Origin of the sequence: Pedobacter miscanthi (genome assembly GCF_032678605.1) — a bacterium.
GTDB lineage: Bacteria > Bacteroidota > Bacteroidia > Sphingobacteriales > Sphingobacteriaceae > Pedobacter > Pedobacter miscanthi_A.
Genome location: NZ_JAVTSU010000005.1, coordinates 206,866 through 227,938 on the forward strand (window position 1 = coordinate 206,866; position 21,073 = coordinate 227,938).

The 21,073-nt window shown below is 40.4% G+C and carries 16 protein-coding genes; 6 read left to right on the forward strand and 10 right to left on the reverse strand.

The annotated features are described in order from the left end of the window. Positions 1-47: 47 nt before the first annotated feature. From R2R28_RS09705 to R2R28_RS09725, 5 genes are all read right to left on the reverse strand, one after another. Positions 48-989: a helix-turn-helix domain-containing protein gene (locus R2R28_RS09705; RefSeq protein ID WP_316825481.1), complete on the reverse strand. Its 942-nt coding sequence runs from the start codon at positions 987-989 to the stop codon at positions 48-50. A gap of 283 nt (positions 990-1,272) precedes the next feature. Next, positions 1,273-2,142 carry an alpha/beta hydrolase gene (locus tag R2R28_RS09710; RefSeq protein ID WP_316825482.1) on the reverse strand — a complete coding sequence of 290 codons (870 nt, stop codon included), beginning with the start codon at positions 2,140-2,142 and terminating at the stop codon, positions 1,273-1,275. Positions 2,143-2,232: 90 nt separating this feature from the next. After that, positions 2,233-3,633: an EthD family reductase gene (locus R2R28_RS09715; protein ID WP_316825483.1), complete on the reverse strand. Its 1,401-nt coding sequence runs from the start codon at positions 3,631-3,633 to the stop codon at positions 2,233-2,235. Between the two features lie 23 nt (positions 3,634-3,656). Further along, entirely contained in the window at positions 3,657-4,487 is an 831-nt protein-coding gene (locus tag R2R28_RS09720; protein ID WP_316825484.1) for an SDR family NAD(P)-dependent oxidoreductase, read from the reverse strand. 80 nt (positions 4,488-4,567) lie between these two features. Continuing rightward, positions 4,568-5,497, reverse strand: coding sequence for a helix-turn-helix transcriptional regulator (locus tag R2R28_RS09725; RefSeq protein ID WP_316825485.1), 930 nt, complete (start codon positions 5,495-5,497; stop codon positions 4,568-4,570). Positions 5,498-6,603: 1,106 nt separating this feature from the next. Between R2R28_RS09725 and R2R28_RS09730 the strand changes: the two genes are divergently transcribed. Then, positions 6,604-7,101: a cupin domain-containing protein gene (locus R2R28_RS09730; protein WP_316825486.1), complete on the forward strand. Its 498-nt coding sequence runs from the start codon at positions 6,604-6,606 to the stop codon at positions 7,099-7,101. Positions 7,102-7,394: 293 nt separating this feature from the next. On the opposite strand, the gene R2R28_RS09735 is transcribed toward R2R28_RS09730, so the two are convergent. After that, positions 7,395-7,772 (reverse strand): helix-turn-helix domain-containing protein, encoded by a 378-nt coding sequence (locus R2R28_RS09735; RefSeq protein WP_316825487.1) that lies wholly within the window; start codon positions 7,770-7,772, stop codon positions 7,395-7,397. 116 nt (positions 7,773-7,888) lie between these two features. On the opposite strand from R2R28_RS09735, the gene R2R28_RS09740 reads away from it, so the two are divergent. Beyond that, positions 7,889-8,857 carry an alpha/beta hydrolase family esterase gene (locus R2R28_RS09740; RefSeq protein WP_316825488.1) on the forward strand — a complete coding sequence of 323 codons (969 nt, stop codon included), beginning with the start codon at positions 7,889-7,891 and terminating at the stop codon, positions 8,855-8,857. A 20-nt stretch (positions 8,858-8,877) separates the two neighbouring features. After that, positions 8,878-9,714, forward strand: coding sequence for an SDR family NAD(P)-dependent oxidoreductase (locus R2R28_RS09745; RefSeq protein ID WP_316825489.1), 837 nt, complete (start codon positions 8,878-8,880; stop codon positions 9,712-9,714). A 712-nt stretch (positions 9,715-10,426) separates the two neighbouring features. Here R2R28_RS09745 and R2R28_RS09750 read toward each other — a convergent pair. Then, entirely contained in the window at positions 10,427-11,479 is a 1,053-nt protein-coding gene (locus tag R2R28_RS09750; protein ID WP_316825490.1) for an alpha/beta hydrolase, read from the reverse strand. Between the two features lie 439 nt (positions 11,480-11,918). On the opposite strand from R2R28_RS09750, the gene R2R28_RS09755 reads away from it, so the two are divergent. Next, positions 11,919-12,824, forward strand: coding sequence for an AraC family transcriptional regulator (locus R2R28_RS09755; RefSeq protein WP_316825491.1), 906 nt, complete (start codon positions 11,919-11,921; stop codon positions 12,822-12,824). A gap of 225 nt (positions 12,825-13,049) precedes the next feature. Here the strand turns inward: R2R28_RS09755 and R2R28_RS09760 are convergent, their stop codons facing one another. Then, positions 13,050-13,391, reverse strand: a complete 342-nt coding sequence (locus tag R2R28_RS09760) for a helix-turn-helix domain-containing protein (RefSeq protein ID WP_316825492.1) — start codon at positions 13,389-13,391, stop codon at positions 13,050-13,052. A 408-nt stretch (positions 13,392-13,799) separates the two neighbouring features. Here R2R28_RS09760 and R2R28_RS09765 point away from each other — a divergent pair, with 408 nt between their 5' ends. After that, positions 13,800-14,567, forward strand: a complete 768-nt coding sequence (locus R2R28_RS09765; protein ID WP_316825493.1) for an SDR family NAD(P)-dependent oxidoreductase — start codon at positions 13,800-13,802, stop codon at positions 14,565-14,567. A 275-nt stretch (positions 14,568-14,842) separates the two neighbouring features. Here the strand turns inward: R2R28_RS09765 and R2R28_RS09770 are convergent, their stop codons facing one another. Both R2R28_RS09770 and R2R28_RS09775 read right to left on the reverse strand, forming a co-directional pair. Next, positions 14,843-15,424, reverse strand: coding sequence for a TetR/AcrR family transcriptional regulator (locus R2R28_RS09770; protein ID WP_316825494.1), 582 nt, complete (start codon positions 15,422-15,424; stop codon positions 14,843-14,845). A 53-nt stretch (positions 15,425-15,477) separates the two neighbouring features. Next, positions 15,478-16,227 (reverse strand): glucose 1-dehydrogenase, encoded by a 750-nt coding sequence (locus R2R28_RS09775; RefSeq protein WP_316825495.1) that lies wholly within the window; start codon positions 16,225-16,227, stop codon positions 15,478-15,480. A 457-nt stretch (positions 16,228-16,684) separates the two neighbouring features. Here R2R28_RS09775 and R2R28_RS09780 point away from each other — a divergent pair, with 457 nt between their 5' ends. Continuing rightward, on the forward strand, positions 16,685-20,827 hold the full coding sequence (locus R2R28_RS09780) for a two-component regulator propeller domain-containing protein (protein WP_316825496.1): 4,143 nt from the start codon (positions 16,685-16,687) through the stop codon (positions 20,825-20,827). The last annotated feature ends 246 nt before the right edge of the window (positions 20,828-21,073 follow it).

The window sequence follows — 21,073 nt, forward strand, 5'->3', positions numbered from 1 at the left end:
CCCATGTATTTCGAAAAAAATGTACGGAATTAAGAATCTATTGTAAATTATAAAGAATTTTTTGACCCGCTTCTTTTGCGATAGGACAGAGGGGATAAACCTACCTGTTTTTTAAAGTAGTTGCTCATATGGGCCGAATCGTTGAAGCCTAACCGGAAAGCAATTTCCTTAATGGGAAAGGCAGTGTTCTGCAAGAGTGATTTTACCTCGTTGATGGTCTTCTCACTTATCCAGGTCCCGATCGTTCTCCCCGTTTTGCTTTTGATCACCTGGCTTAGATAGTTTGGGTGGAGATTCTGCGCTTCTGCATAATTTTGGGCACGGTACATGTATTTGGCTGTTCCCGCTGAAATATCCCTAAAATGTAAATCCAGATCTTTTTTGAACTGCCGGACAATTTCCGATCCTCGGTTACCCTCGTAGATCGGGTTGTAATTTAGACCGAAATGCTCTTTGTACTTGAGCATCAAAATATAAAAAAGACCGGCTATAATCTTATTCCTGAACAGGGATGGCCTGTTATATTCCAGATTGATCTGCAGATAAATGCTTTCGAACTCTGCGTATGTTTCGTCATTAGCGGTAATGGCAGGGACGGTTTCGGTAAGCAGAAAAGGGAACTCCTCAAAAAAATCCAATTGTAGGTTTTCTTTCAGGAACGTTTCATCGAATGTTATCAAATATGCCTCTGTGATCCCTGTATATTCGAATGACCGGAAATGCCCAGGATTGGTAAAATAGATCCTATGGGGCCTAAGTGAAAAAGAATATTCATCTATGGTATAACTTCCGATCGCATGTTTGATAAACCCAAACACAAAAAAGTTCAGCCTGCTGACAGGTAAACTGAATGGTAGGGGCTGTTTTAGATCAGCAAGATTGAAAATGGTAAACGTAGAGCCTAGGCGGATCAGGTCCAGGGGAAGATTCATATATTGGTACTGTTCTTCCAAAGTTCTGAATAAGCCAATTCTGTTACCTGCTTTCATGTGTGCTGTTCATGTTAAGCTCCAATATACAATAATTCCGCCAGACTTAAAATGCCGACTTTTTAAAAATGTTCACCGGTTATTACCCGAATGGGCAGACTGATCTATCTGACACCATAGCACCCGTTTTCAACTTCTGATAAGGTGTCGGAAAAGAGCATATTATTGAGAAATGTTTTGCTGGGATGGGATCCAGTTAGATTGGTTATCCGGATATTTTCTTTTTTACTTTATCTTAAGATGATTTGGGCCTCTGTGCTTTGGTATTTCTCCCAGTTCTGGCTTAATTATGTTCAATAAATTCCATAATCATTTTGGCTAACCAGGCTGGGTTTTCCTCTGGAATAAAATGACCTGAATCAGGAGCCATTTCCCATTTTAAGTTTTCAGCGACATCCCTGAACTGTTCATGTACAGCATCCTTCATGCGGGAGTGTTCACCGCCTATTGCCAGCAAATGAGTTTTTAGCTTTGGCAAAAGTTTGCTTTTATTTTCCGTTGCATCCTGTTCAAATGCTCTGTAAAATTCAAAACCTGCATGCAGAGCCTCTTCATTGGAATAAGCTTTTATGAAAGGCTGTACTTCCGAATCAGCCATCGCCTTCTTATTGTAGGATAGCCCATTGAAAAAGTATTTGAGATAACTGGCAACATTATCCCTTACCAGTATTTCGGGCAGTTCTTTCTGTTGATGGAAGGCGAAATGCCATCTCGGCCATTTTCCCCGTTCCTGTTCCCAGCCCGGCAAGCCGGGAATGGGAACATCTATAACAACCAAGGCCTGTACCTCTTCTGCAAATTGCCTGGAATAGCTATAGGCAACCTGGCCTCCGATGTCATGACCGATTACGGCAATTTTGTCATAACCCAACTTAACAATAAGATCATGGATATACCAGGAAAGTTCCTTTTTGGAATAGCCCTCTTTTGAAGGGGAAGAACCACCTATCCCTGGCAGGTCAACTGTTATTACAGTGTAATAATCCATCAGTAACGGGACAATGTGGCGCCATGCGTCCTGGGTCTGTGGCCATCCATGGATAAGCAACACCGGTGGGCCATTGCCCTGTAGGGAATATGAAAGGTTAATATCCCTTATTATATCTTCGCGCTTATTTAATAAATGTGATGTATTAGGTTTTTCTTTCTGCATGATTTCTGTTTTTATTGGTACACTGGTGGCTAACTGTAGAAAACAACATCATCAATTGATAAAATTATAGTCTATTATTATATTTTCAGGTTATAAGGCCTCGCTGATCTGGCGGGAAGGCGTCAGATCGGTGAATTTTTTGACATCTTCCATTATCTCCGATGTAAGGGGAGATGAAAATGCAGCCTCTAAGGAAGACCTGTCTTTGAAAATCCCCGACCAGATCAAAATTGTGTCAGAACCTTGATCAATAGGGATGAAACGGCCGCCACTTTCTAAACCATAAGGTTTCCATGCCTCCATTACCATCGGACAATGTATATTTTTATAATAGTCGTGGTCAAAACGGGTATTCTTATCGCCCTTGTAAATAACATGTAGGGTGACTTTGCCCGGTATTTCAACAGTGTTTTCCTTGATGTTGCTAACTTTATTCTCCGGTATGGCAGCACCTGTAACTTTAGTAAGCCAATCCATTACAGGTTTCAGTGCTTCATCTGAATTCTTTTCATAAATAAGACCATGACCATTACCCAATACCCCAAAATCGGGAAGGTGTATCTGGGTAGCTGATGCTCCCGCTGTATTTAAAAAGTTGACTATAGCTGGGCCATTTTTGGCGAAAATTGAAGCCTCCCCGGTAACCACGGCAATGGGAAGGGATTTTATTGAGGGGATCTGTAATTGCAAAGGGTCAGCAGAGCGAACATCTTCGGGGCTTTGACGCTCCGGAAAGTAAGTTACGCGACCTGCCGTTAAACCCCAGTCAAGCGATCCTATCCCAGGTACTTTTGCAAACGCCGGGCCCATGGGCTCGATACTTACAATTGCCACAACTTGTTTGGGACGCCTGTCTGCTACCATCCAGCCCAAAGGGCCGGAAGCAGAATGGGTCATTAAAATTGCAGGACCTATTTTATCAAAAAGGGCTGATAAACGCAAGACATCCATCTCCTGTGATTCTCTGAAACTGGTGGGCAGAGGGCTAAACGCAGCTATAAATGAATCCAGCATGGCGGTATCATCGGGGCCGAACGGCCACTGCGTCTGTACTCTTCTATCCCCGGGAGGGAAATATACGCGCTCTCCTTCTTCATAAGAGAAGGCAGGCCCAGGTGTATCAGCTATATCGGGATGGGTTCTTGACCGGCCATGTCCGGGGCGGTCCACAATCAGTACGGCATAGCCTGCTTCCATTAGGCGCTGTGCCCAGCCGGGTCTGCCATCCGGGGTATCCATCCATTCGGTACCCTGTAACCGGCCTCCATGAACCAATATAACGGGGTAAGGCTGGGTTACTTGCTCCGGTGCCTCCCATTGAACAAACATCGGGCCATGCTGGAAGTTCTGATTATCCTTTTTTATCCGTTCACCAGTAATCCAAAAATGTCCGCGCCTGGACATCAAAGCAGGCCTGTTCACCCAAAACTGTTGAGGTTCCCTGTGTTCTGAAACTATATTACTATTTTCATCTAAATCTATTCTTGCCATTCTATAATATTTATGCTTGGGTATTAGAACCCTGTTGAAAATGTGATGTGTTTCATCGCCTCAAAGTCGGATTTAAGCTGAAGTAAATTTTGAGTAGCGCGGTCGTAGGCATCCTTGCCCAACAATAAGCGCATTGGGGGAGAAACCATTTCTACTATTCCATAAATTGCTATAACAATCTTTTCAGGGTCGTTGGGCTGTTTTCCGTTGTTCCCGGCGAGGACGGCTCTGCGTTTTCCAACAGTATCCGCATAGTCTTCAATGATCAGCTCAGAAGAAGTGAGTGAGCCTGCCAAAAAATTGGTCCGGATTGCGCCCGGTTCCACCATTGTCACTTTAATACCCAGGTCTTTTAGTTCGTGGTACAATGCTTCAGAAACGCCTTCAACTGCAAATTTGGATGCATTGTATATGCCCCAGCCGGGCGATCCGATCAGCCCGGCAATTGATGAAAGGTTGATGATGTGGCCGCTTTTTCTTTTGCGCATATGGGGAAGTGTCAATCTTGTCATGCGGAGGGTTGCATGTACATTTACAGCAATTACTCTTTCAGCTTCTTCCGCAGAAATCTCTTCGATTGCGCCGACAAAACCGTAACCGGCATTATTGATCAGAACATCAATTCGGCTGTGTTTTTCAATGATATCTGCGACAGTATTCTTAACATCACTTTCGCAGGTCAGATCCAATTCATAGACTTCCAACCCTGGGGTTTTAAGCAGAGACTGATCGAACTTACTTTTATTGCGTGTGGTTACGATTACTGTTTGATCTTTTAGTAAAAGATACTTTACCATGGTATGCCCCAGCCCCTGGGAAGCGCCGGTAATCAGCCATACTTTTTTATTTTCCATACTACTATTGATTTGATTGTCAAAATTATTACTGTTCGTAATTCTTTTTTATAGTCAAATCAAATAGGTTTATATGAATATCAAAGATTATAACTCCTTCTAAACTCTGCAGGAGTGATGCCGATGTTTTTTTTGAAGAAATGACTGAAATTGGGTTGCTCAGTGAAACCAATGGCGTAACCGATATCCTGCAGGGTCCAGTCTGTTTGTATTAATAGAATTTTACTTTCTTCCAATAGACGGTTCCTGATATGTGTACTCACATTCTGGCCCGTCTGTTTTTTTAGCAGGGCGTTGAGGTAGTTAGGGTGTACATTCAGCTGATCGGCGAACTCTGTCGCAGTTTTGATTTTTATTGATTTTTCATAATTTAAACCGGCAGTTTCCTTCTCTAGTAACTCGAAAAAATCATAAACCTTTTGGTATTCTGAGGTTATTGTAGTGGATAGAGGGTGCATGGCTATTTTGCTCGCCTCTATCATTAAGAGTTGTACATAGGCCTGCAAAGCGTCTTCGGTAAATGTACCGTTGTTTTTTTCTTCATTATCCATGGAAGAAAAAATTCCGTTAATAACTTTTGTTGCCTCCTTCGTTAAACTGATCACACTTTTAATGTTGTCCTTAAAAAGACCATACTTGTCCATCAGGGATTTTAGCATTAAGTTTTTCTCAATGAAACCTCTTTTGAAAATGCAGAAATATCCCTTGGATACCATGCTCAAAGTAAGGTTCTTCCAGGATATAATTTCATTTGGGTGAACAAACAGAATTGTTGGTTCCTCAATACTGTAGGTGTTAAGCCCTATCGTAAATAAGCCCTTGCCGGCGTTTAGAAAAATAATTTTGTAAAACTCACGCCTGTTAGGCGAAATATAACTTTTACAAACCGTGTTTTCCCTGTTGAAAACCTTGATGTTCCAATTCTCAAAATAGTCTCTTCTTACGGGCAATAAGTCGGGAATGTCCGTCAATACCTCTATTGTTTTGTGATCCAGATGAATAGCTGACATGTGATATTAGGTTTGATGTTTCTATCTGTAAGCCTCTTCCAAAGAAAATCCGGGATATCTAAATAACATTAGAAATTTCTACTACTTCAGGTGATCAAATATTCTCAGACACCTGAGAGAATAAGAAATTATATAAAATCCCCACCCGAACTAAATAGCAATCTTTTTCCTGGCACATTTTTTCATAATGTGATTTAATAATATACCCTTATATTGTTAACTCTTCGGGATCTGCTGAAAGATAATCCAAAGATACCTGAATTAAGGGCGGAAACCAAAATGACTCATCCTCCATAGTCACATACACCTGGGCAATAGTAATACATTTTTAGACAATAATATTAGTTAAATCCACCCGTACTCCATTTTTTAAAAATCAGATAACCCTCATGAGTAATTTCTACCGCATCAATAGTTACCGCTCTGTGACATTTACCACAGGTAAGCTACTTGGGTGGATATTGTTTTTTTAACGGTTTTAATCAATCAGACAGATAGGTTCGTCTCAAATTTTCAGTTAAGAATGCTGTAAGTCCAGATTATTTTGATCATAAGGATAGCCGATTATGAATAGTTCAAGTTGAGAAAAAGTACATCGGAAATGACAAGGCAAAATGAAAGAAATATTTCAATTGATTATCGATAGTTGAATATAAAGGGAAGAATGTCTATTTCTCAGCAAACATTTGTTCGATGATATTATTTGGTTCTCGATGTCCGGCTATGTTTAAGACTTGTATTATTGCTTTCCTTTAAAGATTTGTAGTAGTTCAAAGCAGCTATAGCTACAAGCGTCACCATAATTCCCACAGTCTGTCAAATGTTTATTTTCTCATTTAGTACCACACTTGCACAAATGATAGCAACCGGAAGTTCTACAGTCATTAGTATAGAGCTTAATCCTTTACCAGCCCGGGGAATACCATTTCTCATGTCTTTTATTTGATATACAAAGTTCAATTAGACTAAATGATTAGATGTAACTGAATCGCGGCATATTATAACTGAATTGGGACTTTAATCTCTATGTACAGTTCTTGTGTACAGCTTAAATGTCCGGACTATTTGAAAATTTTATCAATCTTTGTGAAAAAGGAAAATGAAATATGGAACAGCTAGAAGACTGTGCGAGTTATTGGGTAGAAAAACTTGGGCTACAGTCACATCCGGAGGGAGGTTATTATAAGGAGGTTTACAGGTCTGCTGATGAAGTTACAGAGACTGGAAGCAATAAGAAAAAAAGTGCCATTACCTCGATCTACTACCTACTTGAGAAAAGCGATTTTTCTGCTTTTCACCGTATATCATCGGATGAAATATGGTACTTTCACAAAGGGGACGCGTTAATTGTACATATACTGGAAAGTGATGGGCGGTTAAATAGCGTTGAGCTATCTGAGGATAGCTCCGGTGTTTTTTCCCATGCCGTAAATGGAGGTAGATGGTTCTCTGCAGAGCTGAAAGAGAAATTGGGCTTTGCTTTGGTGAGCTGTGCGGTGGCGCCGGGATTTGAGTTCGCAGAATTTGAGCTGGCTACAAAGAGAGAATTATGCTCAGAATTTTCCAATTATACCGAAATAATCGACCGGTTGTGCCGCGGGTAAGCGCCGTTGGCCAGGATATTAACCTCCAACTCTGTATCTTGCATTAATGGCCAACAACCTTTATTAGCCAAGTCACTATTGTTCCGTCTCACCCGGGAAATGATACTGATTAAACGGTTTTTTTAGGATAGCTATAATGAAGTAGGATTATTGCGTTTTTTTTTGCAATCCAAGTTTAAAGATAACAGATTGGTAATAAGCAATGAGATATGGATACAATAATATTTAATCACAGTTTTGTATCTAATTTACCCCATTAGTGTAAATGATTGATAGTTATGCAGATGTGTTTGTTAAGCGTTCTTGTTGTCTTGTCTCAACTTCTCCCTGTGCATTTTACCCCACTTCGTCAGTGAAGCGACAACCTCAGATAACGAATGACTATACAGGGTAAGTTCATATTCTACCTTCACGGGTGTCGCTTCTGCATCAACACATCTTTTTAAAAATCCGTTAGCTTCCAATTCTTTCAATTCAATTGATAAAGCGCGTGGAGAAATTCCTGGGATTTTACGCTGGATATCATTGAATCTCCGAAAATCATTTGCGAGCGCTATTAAAACCCTTAATTTCCATTTTCCTCCTATTGCATATAATGCATCTCCTACGGCCAACAACCTTTCTGCACAATCCATTTCTGAAATCTCCTCGTTTTTTTCTCTTTCTATCATATTCTCTCCAATAAACTATAACAAAGTATACTACTATACTTTGTTATACTACTATATTTTGTTTAGCTAAGGTAATTATCTTTGATGCCAATATGAAACACAAAAAAAGAAAAATCATGATAATTATTCTTTCAATACTAGGCTGTCTGATTTTATTAGGATTTGTTGCCTTTATGTATCTATTTTATGTTCCGAGTCCGGAAAAGCCTGCATTGGGTTCGAACATCCATGCTGATAAAATTACGATAGGTAACAGGGAAAGGTCATTCCTAAGCTATGTTCCCCAATCTCTTCCTAAAAACAGCAATCCAGGCCTGATCATTGTCCTACACGGCGCGGGCATAGACGGTGCCAAGATACGTGAGTGGACCGGTTATGAATTCGACCAGATGGCGGATGGTAATGGGTTTATCGTATTATATCCGGATGGCTATAAAAACAACTGGAATGATACTAGAAAAACTGCGTCTTATCCTGCAAAAAAAGAAAATATAGATGATGTTGGTTTTATCAAGGCACTTATTGAGAAATACGAATCCACCAACGGGATAGATCCGCTCAAAGTTTACGCTTTCGGTTACTCTAATGGAGGAGAAATGGCATATAGGCTTGCAATTGAAGAACCAAATCTCTTAAGGGCTATCACCACCGTTAGCGCCAATCTTCCTACTGCAGATAACTTTAACGCCAAAATTAGTGAGGTTTCAACACGGATTATGATGGTAAACGGCACCAAAGATCCAATTGTTCCCTATAACGGGGGGAAAATATTTTTGTTTGGACAAGATTTCGGGAAAGTCATTTCCGCCCCGGCAACTGCTGAAACCTTTGCTAAAGCAAGTCAGGCAGTTAAGGAAAACAAATCTATCCGCCTTGCCCATCAGGATGAAAAGGATAAGAGTTCTGTAGATAGGCTGGTTTGGATGAAGAATGGCCAACCTGTGATAGAATTGTACACAGTTAATGGAGGCGGTCACATTATCCCTCAACAAGTTGCAAAAATGCCGCGTTTCCTAGGAAAAATCACAAGTGATTTGGATGCGCCAAAAGAAGCGGTTAAATTCTTTAACCTGATCAAAAAATAACTTAACGCTACAGTCATATCATGCATCATAAATTAAAAGCTTTAGTTACCGGAGCGCGTACAGGTATCGGTTTAGAATTAACTAAAAAACTATTACTAGAAGGCTGGCAGGTTGTTGCGCTTATCAGGTCCCCATTTAAGGAAGATGATGAGCTGATTCAAAGAGCTTTAAAAGCTAAAAGTTTAGTCGTCTATCTAACTGATCTCGGTGATTTTAAAGTCTTGGCAGGTACTTTGAAAAAGCTCCGTGACCAAGAACCTTATCTGGATGTTATTTTCAATAATGCAGGATCTATGTCCGGCTCACTTTCGTATTCGGCCCAAGGGCGTGAAATTGATTTTGAAATCAATACCGTTGTGCCTTATATTGTCGCCAAAGAATTAGAGGAACTGCTCCTGAAAGGCAAGTTAAGGACGATCGTTAACACTTCTTCGGAAGCGGCACTCATGGCAAAAGATTTTAAGCCTGAGCAATTGGAAAAACCTACGGTGTTCAAAAAATTATTTGGTGTTTATGCATCATCAAAGTTAGCGCTATCCTTATGGACTAATGAATTTGCGCAAAATATAAAGAATGACATTAAGATAAGAAGCGTGGACCCCGGACCTGCAAAAACTGATATGAGTAAAGGTCGTGGAATGCCCTGGTTTATCCTATTGTTACGCCCCTTATTATTTCCGCACCCAAGTAAAGGTGCCAAAAATGTATACGATGCAGCATTTGGAGAATTTAAAAATGAAAATGGGGTGTTCGTCTCCCGGGGTAAGATAAAACCTCTGAAAAATATAGATAAGGGTTTGATTGTTTTGTCTAAAGTCGACCGAATATATCAAAAGGAAATTTTAGGAGACAGGTGATAATTGCCGTGTAATTGATTTAAAATGGAAAGTCCCCTGATCTTGTCAGGGATTTTTCATTTTAACATATTTTTAATGTTTTAGGTTTCTTTTGACGATTAGTTTGATATTTCAGTGAAGCTAACCCTTGAACCTTTGCTGCATCCGGTGGTTAGAGATCTGCATAAATACAAAAGTGTAAGATGGAATCAAGCCTGGCTGAAAATTAAATTAAAGATAAAGGGATCAAGAATCAAAACCAAAATGATTTATAGGTATATTGCGTGTGTCCAGATAACATCATTTTAATTGCTTGCCATGTATCTCAACAAAGCCTCACCTGGGTTTGTGTAGAAAAAAAAACTGTTTAAAAAGCGATTAAATGGGACACTAATTTTATCTGCCGGGATCCTGAACATAAAAAAGCTCTGTAAGGCTTTCCATTGTGCCCTGGATAATACATGAATTTTTGAATTCCTTTTTTCCCTGCCTGTAATCTTCAGATTCAAAGAACCGTCCGGTCAATATTCAATCGGATGCGTGATGGTTGGGCAATGCTGTTCGTAGCTATCGAAAAATTTGTTTAGCAAACTCAGTACCGCATACCTATCAAATAAAATAAGCTTATTGTCCGGTTTTTAATAAGGTTCTCTAGCTTTCGCCGGAGAACTTCATTCTTCTTCAAGTATTGACTTTTCGCGTCAGTGTCTAAATTACCCTTGCAGATTTACATTTAGAGGTTTTTCCTGTAAAATGGGACCAGTTGTTTCAATGCCTCTTTCATAGCGGTAGGCTGGTCGTATAGATCATAATGACTGGCACCTTTTACAACGTATATTTTCTTATTCATAGAGGCAGCTTTATTATAAAGATCAAAACCATCCCGATAGGAGCCAAAAGCACCTACTTTATCACCTACAATTATCTGTAGCGGCTGGGTCAGTAAACGTTCCGCAAGGTGGAAAGCATCAAAGGTTACCAGACCGGACATGCTGGTGAAAAGAAGTTTATTACAGGAGGTTGGATATTCGCCCCTGGGTGTTCTGTAATAATCAATTGCTCCAAGCATATCGAATTCTGCCATGCCTTTCTGTTCTGCTTCCTCGGCAGATGTAGGTGTCCAATTTGTAATCAAAGGCGCTGCTCCTCTGGCTTCTTCAGTACGTTGTTTCCCTACTGTATCCAGTGTCTGTAAGGTATCTGCCTCTCCAAAAGCACGGCTGGCATTTGTGCCGACAACGGTTCCTACCGCTTTTATACGACGCTCGGTCAAAGCTGCATTTGCGGCATATCCCCCTCCGGCACAAACGCCCAATACACCAATACGTTCCTCATCGACAAATGCCAATGTGGTAAGGTAATCCACAGCGCAGCGTATGTCTTCTACCCTGGTGGCCGGATCTTCAAGGTAACGGGGTTCACCTCCACTTTCCCCCTGAAAAGAAGCATCAAAGGCAATCGTTACGAATCCTTCGATGGCCAATTTTGCAGCATAAACACCTGCTGTCTGTTCTTTAACACTACTGCCTGGGTGTACGCACACAATCGCCGGATATTTCTTTAAACGGTCAAAACCTTCCGGAAAATGAATATTCGCGGCAACCTCCCAATTTCTGTTCTTAAAATTAACTCTTTCCATTTCTTTGTTTTTATTATCATTTGTATTTAACCGTAGCGGTTTCCTTTTGGCCGCAGGCAAGGCTGTTATTGCTATTTTAGGGATGACAATAACACCAATAGTACCAATAATGGTATTTCGGATGAAGGAGCGGCGGTTGTTTTTCATTTTTGAATTATTGTGTCCAAATATCTGTAACAATTAAATGTTTGATGTATCCACATCGTGTTTGGTTGTATCCAAACCGGATCATGATAAAAAATGATAACCGGAAAGGCCGACCGGCGTATGAGCCAACGGTTTGGATACAATTATATCCGATCCGGATAACTAAATCAAAAAACTAAAGCCGAATTTTGTATCACATGGGCTCAACGCGTAAAAAAAGAAAACAATATTCATAACCTGGACATCAACAGCGGCCCGATCAGGCAGCTGTTGGATTATTCAAGGAAAAGGAGTGGGATAATGCAGATGGGTAAGCAGAAAGTGGAAGTTGGGCAGCGAATCTTTAAGGAGAGATACGCAACTGATAGCCTGATTGATATTTAAAACAAACCGCAACGAAGATGCCTGTTGTTTTGTGTAAATTTGTGGATATCAAGAAATGAAAAATATTAATTCCATATCCGAAAAACACCTTATGTTATCCCTTAAGGAACCTTTGCATCCATTGGTAAGCGTAATTCGGATTGCTGATGTAAGGGTTGCGCAGGATGCAGTCTGGGAACATTTTTCATTGGATTTCTATTGCATATCCCTGAAAAGGAATGTGGGCGGCAAAATGAAATATGGTCAGCGGTATTATGATCATGACAAGGGTATAATGACTTTTGTTGCCCCAAAGCAGGTGTTTTCCTTTGATACCCCTCCAGTATATGACACAGGCTCCTCTGCAGGATATGCATTGTTCTTTCACCCCGATTTTTTATACGGCCATCCCCTGGCAGCAACGATTAAAAATTATGGGTTCTTTTCTTATACACTAAATGAAGCGTTGCATCTTTCTGAGAAAGAGGAGATGGATATTGAGGATATTTTTCTCAAAATCAATGAACAATTGCAGCATATAGACAAACATACCCAGAATATCGTACTCTCTCAGATCGAATTGCTGTTAAACTTTAGCAGCCGTTTTTACGAAAGGCAGTTTATTACCAGGAAAACGATCAATCACGATGTGTTGGCAAAGATGGAGCAGCTTTTGGACAGTTATTTTAAACAAGAGAAAAGCTCGAAAGAGGGCCTTCCATCGGTTGAATACTTTGCCGGTCAGCTTAACCTTTCGTCCCATTATTTGAGCGATTTATTACGCTCGCTTACCGGACAGAGTGCCCAACAGCACATACAGGCAAAACTTATCGAAAAAGCCAAGGAATACCTCTCGGCGAGCAATCTTTCAGTTGCTGAAATTGCTTATTATTTAGGTTTTGAATACCCACAGTCTTTCAATAAATTGTTTAAAAAGAAAACAAGCCAATCTCCACTGGAATTTCGGCACCAATTTAAATAAGGCAATCTTCAAGTAATTGGAAGATCTTTCTATGGTGGCTTTTGGGTTAAGAATTTAGTCAAATGCCTCTTCGTATGATCTAATCCATATATAGGCTGACAGCTGACAAGTAAATATTATTTTACTATGGGTATCTTTTGATTTCATTTTAAACGATAAAATTGAAGCTAGGGGACTGATTGTTGCACTCAAAATAAACATTTATGGACCTTCGGTTTTACGGTTTTAGGAATTGCCTTTATGTTCTGCTATCTTCTTTCTAAATATTTCTGCCCAGTTTTTCATCTGTTCAAGCAATGGCTTCAAGGTCAATCCGTTTTCGGTCAGACTATATTCAACAGTAATCGGGACCGTGTTGAATGTCTGTCGGTGTACTATTCCTGCGGCTTCCAGTTCCTTAAGCTCTTTGATGAGCATTTTTGGAGAGATGCCATCAATTTCGCGCTCTAACTCCTTAAATCTTTTCTTTCCGAAATAAAGATTTGTAAGGATGTGAAGTTTCCACTTTCCCCCCAAAGTCTGTAACAGAAACTGGATGTCTTCAATATTGATCAAGCATTTTTCCATAATAAAGAATTGATATTTATTTGAGGTTACAAAAAGATTTCACTATACTATTTTATAATTGCTTTCAAATGTATATCAACGCGTTCATGTTCACAAGATAAAATTAAAAGATGAATTGAAAAAATAGGGATTCCGGTAAAGGGTCCCGCTGTATCATGGTTCGGTATATCCCTTTGTAGCACAAAAAGAATCAATCAAGGCTATAAAGGTCTCTATGCATCTTTTCTGTAAACAGGGATAATGAACCGTCGGTTCTCTGCACCCGATAATTTAGTTGTTTTTAGAAAAATTAATTATTAACTATCAGATTATCAATAAAGATAACTAAAAGGTTATTAATATACTATTTTGTAACTACTTTCAAAAGTATATCGTAGTCTTTATATTTGCAGAATAAAATTAAAAATTATGCTTAAAAATAAAAATATATTGATAACAGGGGGTGGATCAGGTATCGGAGAGTCGCTGGCAATCCATCTGGCAAAAGAAAATAAGGTGGTAATCTGTGGACGAAATGAAGACAAATTGATCAGAGTTGCCGGGACAAACAAAAATATTTCCTATTATGTCTCTGACTTATCGCTTGCATCGGAAATTGAATCCCTTTTTGAGAAGATCGCTAATAATAAAATCCAATTGGATGTCCTGTTTAATAATGCTGGTGTTTTTGAGGAATTCGATGTAAAAACAGTAAACTTTTCATCTCAGCAGATTTTTGAAAAGATAAATATCAATCTTTCGGCGCCAATTGCCCTTACCCGGCATTTTGTTAAGCAGGCAGATTCATCCGATAATTGTTACATTGTTAATATAACTGCAGAACTCGCCCTTTTTCCGGTTCCTCTTTGGGCGTTATATGCCGCATCAAAGACAGCCTTGAGTGTTTTTACCAAATTATTAAGGCAGCAGCTTAAAGGAACAAATTTCCGTGTAGTCGAAATTTTGCCACCTGCAATAGATACACCAATGTCCAGAACCGTAGGGCATGAACGTGCTCTTCCTTCCCCGGCCGATTTTGCAGGAAATGTCGTTAGGGTTATTAATAAGGGGAAATTGGAATATGCACCTGGAAAGAATGTACCGATATTGAAGTTTTTCAGCAGGTTTATGCCGCAGATAGGCTTGAACATAGTAGATAAGGCTACAAGAAAGTTTTCTCAGAACTCGAATAGTTAGGGATTTGTATACTGATAAAATTCTGATTTAAAACAGTTAAGATATAGCGCCATTATCATAGCCGATATAAATAATTCATTTACTTCTTTTAAGTGGCAATATTACAGATTGCTGCTTAAAGAAAGCGATATTAACAAGAGAGGAAAAAAGAGGGAAAACACTATCCGTTCGTGATGGCATAAAATCTTCAGTGGATTGCTTAACATTAAGTACTGAAAATAAGAGGAGACACACAGGCGGAGGCTTGAACGATTATCAGTGGCTATAATTTGAATTCAGTCTAATATAGTCACTGCTACGCCGATAATATCCTCAAAAAATTTGCGTCCACCGGTTGATCTGGCCGAAACCTGCAGGCCTTTAACTGTATTGTTTAAAAACCTTGCCATAGTAAGGGCATCCTTATCTTTGCTGATCTCGCCGTCTGCCTGTCCCTTTTCTATCACCTTTAAAAAAGCTTCCTCTAATTGCTTTTCTGTTTGACTGACCAATCTGTTTACCCGGACATCACGGCTGGCCAGTTCGGTGCTGGCATTTACCATAAAGCACCCCAGCGGCTGTTCGCTATTAAGCAGCTCATTGGCCGCCGTCCTCAATAATTGGGTTACTGCCACCCGGGCTGAACAAGATGCGGTATCAAGGGTCGCCAGGATGTTGCCATGTGAATTCTTGTAACTTTCCAACGCTTTTAGATACAGTTGATACTTGTCCCCAAAAGTATCATACAGACTTGAGCGGCTTATGCCCAGACCGTCTACCAGGTCCTGCATAGAGGTGCCATTAAAGCCTTTATCCCAAAAGAGATAAACCGCTTTTTGAAGCACTTCTTTTTCATCGAAATCTTTTGTTCTGGCCATAAAATATAAAAGCCCGCTTTAGGCGGGCAAATATAAGGTTTTTAAATAGCTAATTAGCGCAGTCCGCCACTTGCTATGATGGTTTCTCCTGTTAGCCACCCTGAATCGGATGAGGCTAAAAATAATGCGATAGGGGAGATATCATCCGGTCTGGCTATGCGGCCCAGCGGTGCATCGCTTTCCATTTGTTTATGAAAATCGCTACCGATCACGCCTCGGGAATGTGTGCCTTCTGTTTCGACTATGCCTGGATTGATCGCATTTACGCGAATATTCCGTGCGCCCAATTCCTTTGATAATACTTGCGTAATCCCGTCAACTGCGCTTTTGGTGGCGGTATATACCGTGCTGTTGACAGGAATGGTGCGGGTGACAACTGAGCCTATATTAATGATGCTACCGCCATTTTTGTCAAAGTTTTTAACAGCGCTCTGTGTTACCAGCAGTAGGCCAAGGACATTGATATTGAACTGACTGTGATAGTGTTCTTCGGTAATTTCCTCAAGCGGGCTAAATTCATAGATTCCGGCATTGTTTACCAATATGTTGACAGTACCAAAGGCAGCTGTTGTTTCCTCAAATAAGCGCTCCACATCAGCTTTCTTTGAGACATCACCTTGAATAGCTAGCGCTTTACCACCGGCTGCAACAATTTCAGAAACTACTTTTTCTGCCCCTTCTTTTGAGGAAGCATAATTAACAATTACTGCTGCGCCCTCTGCTGCTAAACTTTTGGCTATGTCTGCACCGATGCCTTTTGATGCCCCCGTTACGACTGCTACTTTATTTTCTAATTTTTTCATAATCACATAAGCTCAAACTTTAATTGGAATGAACGGTCCAAATATAAAATCAATTCCGGAATAAACGTTCTGTTATGGTGGAATTTTGCGATTGGATGACAGTTGTTTTGTTTCCATAGCTCATTCTGGGTTATCATCTGAGTGATTATGCCCTATACGGAGAACCTGGGATGTAGTAATTAGCTGAAAGATAATCTCCGCTGGTATATGCAGTTTTATCCTTAGATGTTCAAAGGTGATTGTTTTGCTCATGGAATAGGTATATACTTTGTAGTTTTATATTTTACCAGATCTGTTAAGTAATAGTCAAAGAGGAGGTACTTAACTTCGATATAGGGGCGCTTCGGGAGTAAGGCCAATAGCATGATGGAGCTGGGAGAGGATAAAAATTAACATAGCCATAATTTTAAGCTAACCAACTATAATGAATTAACCCTTACTTTTACGACTGTTTACTATGGTGTTTTTTCGAGTCGTTTTGTATGTGGTTTTATTGTTGGCCACTCAAGTAGGGTACTGTCAGGTAAATAGGCATACCGGTAGCGATTTCGATAGGCTTAAAAGTTTTACTGTAAAAACTTATAGCATAAATGATGGCCTTCCTTCCAAAAGTACAACTTCAATCATCAGGGACAGGCATGGCTTTATGTGGGTGGGTACCCAAAATGGCCTTTCCCGTTTCGATGGTTATCAGTTTAAGACATTTGCGAACATTCCAGGGGACAGTACCAGTTTAACCAACAACTATATAACCGTCATCACTGAGGATAAAAAAGGTCGTTTATGGGTAGGGACCCAGGACGGACTAAACTTATTTGACCCGATGACAGAGAAATTCAGGCGTTTCTGTCACAATGAACATATTTCCACCTCGCTCAGTAACAATAAGGTTTGGGCACTGCTCGCCGACAGTAACAACAATATTTGGATAGGAACCGATGACGGTTTCAACAGATTTATCGAAAAAAGCCAAAGTTTTGAAATTTTTCAGCCCAATTCTTCAGACCCTGGAGCTATGAAGGGGAAATCCGTCAATGCCATTATTGAAGGAAAGGGTAATAACCTTTGGTTAGGAAACTGGTCAGGTGGTTTAAACAGGTTTAATAAAAGCACGAAAAAGTTTGCAAATTTTCCTCAGGCACAGATCAGGAATGAAAAGAATCCCAATGATGTATGGACCCTGTCCCTGGCAGCGGATGGCAATATCTGGGTAGGTACTTACTGGAGCGGGTTATTTAAATTCGATGTCCACAGCAATAAGTTCATCTCTTATGGCTCCCCGGATAAAAGGAACCAAAGTATTTTGAGGGTTCTTGATTTAGGTAACCATTTAATGGCGGTATCGTGTAATGAGAATTTTTACTGGTTCGATCCCACTGATAACAAATGGCAACAGATAGATAAACTGAACAGCTTCGAGCATGCCGGGCTTTTTCAGGATGATAAGGAGGTCATCTGGATAGGTTCAATGCAGGGACTGGCCAAAATTGACAGGCAGCAATATAAATTTAGGTTTTTGCCCTTTCAGCAGGAAAAAAGGTGGGTTAAAAGTATTTTATACAAGGATCATGCAGCATGGATCAGCACCAATAGCGGTTTAATGGTTGTGGATCTTGTGAATAGTTCCGCCGGCACGTCGCAGCTTTCGAATGTTCCCAAAAATATTGGGAACAATATGATCAATAAGTTATACCTGGATTCTAAAAATAAGCTTTGGGGGCTAACAGAATACGGATTCGGCGAATATGATGATCATTCACGGAAATTTATACGGCATACCCATCATTCAGCACTGGGCAGTTTCTTTAATGAGGACGTTTTTCGGGATATATCAGAGGGGAGACCGGGGGAATACTGGTTGGCAACCGATGCGGGTCTGAAGGTTTATCATCAGGCTACGGGAACCTTTGGCCATTACTTTAACGAAAAGGGTAAGCCATATTCCTTAAACAACAATCATTTATACCACCTGCTGAACGACAGCAACAATAATATTTGGATCAGTACCGGGGGAAGTGGACTTAACCGCTTCGACCCCCTTTCCCGAAGGTTTTATAAATATCTGGCCAATGGTAAAGCTGTTGGAAGTATCAGTAATGATAATATCCACCAGCTTTTTATGGATAGCCATAAAAACATATGGATCTGCACGCAGGACGGACTAAATAAATACGAAAGAAAATCGGATACATTCCATGTATATTCAAAGGCTGACGGCTTTGCCAGTAATGTGTTCAGGCAAATGGTGGAGGATAAAAGGGGCAATCTATGGATAGTTACCGAAACTGGCATCTCTTCCTTTAATCCTGCAACAAAAAAGGTGGCCAATTTCGATGAGAGCGATGGGATATTTGCCAACTCTGTGATATGCAGAGCTGGAGACAGTCAAATATTACTTGCCGGTAATAAAGGCTTGATCTCTTTCGATCCCTTATCCATTAAATACAATAGTGTAGGGCCTCCGGTATTTTTTTCCGATCTCCAGATATTTAATAAACGAGTTAAACCAGGTGAAGGCAGTGCGCTTCAGGTACCGATCCAAAGTGCTAAAGAAATTGTTTTAAACTACAGCCAAAGTGTTTTTTCAATCGACTATGTGGCACTGAATTTTAGTCATACCGAAGGAAATAATTATGCTTACAAACTCGAGGGGTTCGATGACCAGTGGAACTATGTTGGTACCCAGCGCAAGGCCACATATACCAATCTAAGCCCGGGCACCTATACTTTCCGCGTTAAAGCATCGAACAACTATGGAGTATGGAACGACGTTGGAAAAACGCTGATAATTGTGATCAGGCCTCCCTGGTATCTGACCTGGTGGGCATATGTTATCTATGTATCGATTTTGGCAACGGCCATTTACGGCTATCTTTTCTACAACAGGTGGCGCAATATGCTGCAATTTGAAATAAAGGTCACCAAAATTGAAGCGGAGAAAGAAAAAGAGCTTCATGAAAAGAAACTTAGCTATTTCACGCATATTTCCCATGAGTTTAGAACTCCTTTGACCCTTATCATTAATCCTTTGGAAGAGATATTGAACAATGGGGGGAACCATATTGAGCAGCAAAGTTTAAATTCCATTAACAGGAATGCCCGGAGGTTACTGAGCCTTGTTGATCAGTTGCTCCTATTCAGAAAATCAGAAGCAGGAGGGGATGAATTGAAGCTGGAAAAGATCAATATTGTTGACCTCAGCCGTGAAGTTTCGCTATGTTTCAGGAATCAGGCAGATCGAAACCGGATCGATTTGGAATATCTTTGTTCTCAAGAGGTGATAAACATCATTGCTGACCGTGAAAAAATTGAGATTGTGCTATTCAATCTACTCTCCAATGCATTTAAGTTTACACAGCCTGGGGGACGGATAGCGGTCAGCGTATGCCGCTCAGAGAATAGGGTTCTTATTGATGTGAGTGATAGTGGGTGTGGAATCCCATCCACAGTGGGTGATAAACTCTACCGTAAATACTACCAGGAACATCAGCAGGGAATTTCATCGAAGGGAGGGCTTGGAATCGGCTTGTTTCTGGTTAAGAATTACACAGAACAGCATGGGGGCCAGGTTACTTACGAAAGTAGGTCCGGAAATGGCACGGTCTTTAAACTGGATTTGCCAATTGGGGATATTTATCTTGAGCATGACCAACCTATATCAGGAAATCTTCAGCACACCGTTTTCTTCGATGAATTGATGGAAGAAAACGAGTGGAAAGAACCAGAGCCAATAGAAGATATTGTTCAATCTACAGCTACACATATAACAAGTGATTTCAAATCTATACTCATTGTTGAAGATAACAGGGAAATAAGCGATTACCTGAAACAGGTTTTTATCTCAGAAAACCTGGTTTATCAGGCTTATGATGGTGAGAGCGGACTGGAAATGGTAAGGGAACTGATGCCTGACATTATCATCAGTGATGTAATGATGCCGGGAATGAGCGGTATCGAACTGTGCAGCCGTGTAAAAGAAGATCCGGCGCTTTGCCATATTCCAGTTGTTTTACTGACCGCCATCGCCTCCCCCGAAATTAAACTCAAAGGACTTGAAGGCGGAGCCGACGATTATATTAGCAAGCCATTTGAAAAGCAAATATTAATAGCTCGTGTAAAAGGGCTGCTTCAGACCCGGAGCAATCTGCAACAGTATTTTTTCAACGAGATTACCCTAAGGCCTAACCAGCTCAAAATTTCTCAAGAGTACAAAGCCTTTTTGGAAAAATGTATGGCCATCGTTGAGCAGAACCTAGGTAACCGCGATTTCAATATCAAGGTCATCACCGAGCAGATGGGAATGAGCCACTCCAAGGTTTACAGGAAGATCAAGTCTATCTCCGGACAGTCGGCCAATAGCTTTATCCGGTTTATCCGGCTCAGAAAAGCGGCAGAACTATTTTTAAGCACTGACAGTACCGTTGCAGAGGCTGCCTATCAGGTAGGTATTAATGATCTTAAACATTTTCGTGAACAGTTCAGCAAATTGTTCGGTCTGAACCCATCCGAGTATATCAAAAAATACCGTAAGCCCTTCCATGACAACCAAACTGTTAATGCTAATCTGCTGAAAAAAACTAAACGTGCCTTAGTTTATTAAAATTAGGCTAAATAGCTCTAATTCCATCTTTTTTGCCCGATTTCCCCTGTTCAGTTGCAGAATTCCCCCCTCACGCTTCTCTTGAAATTACATCAATTTCGTAACGCTGATTAACAGGTTGACGCCAGCTGACAGTCTTTGGTATTAGATAAGATCGGGTTAGAATTCTGAAGCTCTTATTTATTTTTCCTAAGAGCTGATGCATGGTTCGACGGTTAGCGGTGAAGACCACAAAACAATTTATTA